Source organism: Actinomyces sp. MRS3W, assembly GCF_032465695.1.
GTDB lineage: Bacteria > Actinomycetota > Actinomycetes > Actinomycetales > Actinomycetaceae > Actinomyces.
On the sequence record NZ_JAWDJJ010000350.1, the window covers coordinates 1 to 1,187 of the forward strand.

The window sequence follows — 1,187 nt, forward strand, 5'->3', positions numbered from 1 at the left end:
GCCCGTTGACGCGCACCTGACCGCGGACCACCTCCAGGCGGCGGAAACCGGTGTGCAGACGCACGGCCTCGTCCCGGGCGATGACGGCGACCTCGTAGCGACGCGGAACCTCCGCATTCCAGGGCTCGACGGCGGGGGCCGTCAGATGGGCGGTGCCGGGGCCGGTCAGGGACGTGGAGAGCCGGAGTTCGGGGACCTCCACGCGCACCGGGAAGGCCTCGGTTGGGGCGTCGACGTCCACCTCGAGGGTGCCGGCGCCGGTGGCGGGGTCGTAGTCGGCGCGCACGAATGCGTCGTCGACCCGGCCGGCGGGTCGGTGCAGGAGGGTGACGTCACGGAAGATGCCGGGCAGCCACCACTGGTCCTGGTCCTCCACGTAGGTGCCGGGCGACCACTGGGACACGCGCACGGCCACCGTGTTCTCCCCGGGGGCGAGCAGGCCGGTGACGTCGAGTTCACTGGGCAGCCGGGAGCCCTGGGTGGTGCCCACCCAGGTGCCGTTGACCCATACGGAGGCGAAGGACTCCACCCCGTCCAGGCGCAGCACCTCCCGGGCACCGTCCTCCCCCAGGCCCCAGTCGGCGGGGAGACAGAAGGTGCGTACATGGTCGGCGGTGGGGTTCTCGTCCGGGACGTGGGGCGGATCGACGGGGATGGGGTATTGGACGTTGGTGTACCAGGGCAGGCCGCGCTCGCCGTCACCGGTGAGCACCCAGTGGGCGGGCAGGTCGATCTCGCCCCACGGGCCAAGAGAGGCGTCGGCGATCTCGAAGTTCGGTTCCACGGGTGCGCCGTGGGCGTCCAGCCCCTCGGGGTGGGCGACGGCGTGGAGGCGGAAGGTCCAGGCGCCGTTGAGGCTCAGCCGGGGCGCGTTGGAGCTCAGCCAGGCGCGGGGCGGCAGGTGTCGGCCGCGTCCCGGGCCGGGGGCGGTGGGCAGCATCCAGTCGGGCGTGCGAGAGACATGGTTGACGCCGGGTTCAATACCGGCGGTCTCCAGCCGTGCGTCAGACATCCTCGTCCTTTCAAGGCGCGTGAGTAACGGGCAGCGGGCTAGATCCGAGCTTATCGCCCCGCCCACCGCCCTGACGATTCACGCCGCCGAGCCGGTACGGCCCAGAGCAACGCCGGGACGGGGGCAGGCCAGAGGAGCGCCGGAGCGGACTGCACGGTGCGGGCCGGGCCGGAGA

1 protein-coding gene is annotated in these 1,187 nt (G+C 72.6%); it reads right to left on the reverse strand.

Annotated features, from left to right (window positions below; translation table 11 throughout):
• Positions 1 to 1,012 (reverse strand): sugar-binding domain-containing protein (locus RWX45_RS13075; protein WP_410050725.1); only part of this gene is annotated, 1,012 nt, incomplete at its 3' end.
• Between the last annotated feature and the right edge of the window lie 175 nt (positions 1,013 to 1,187).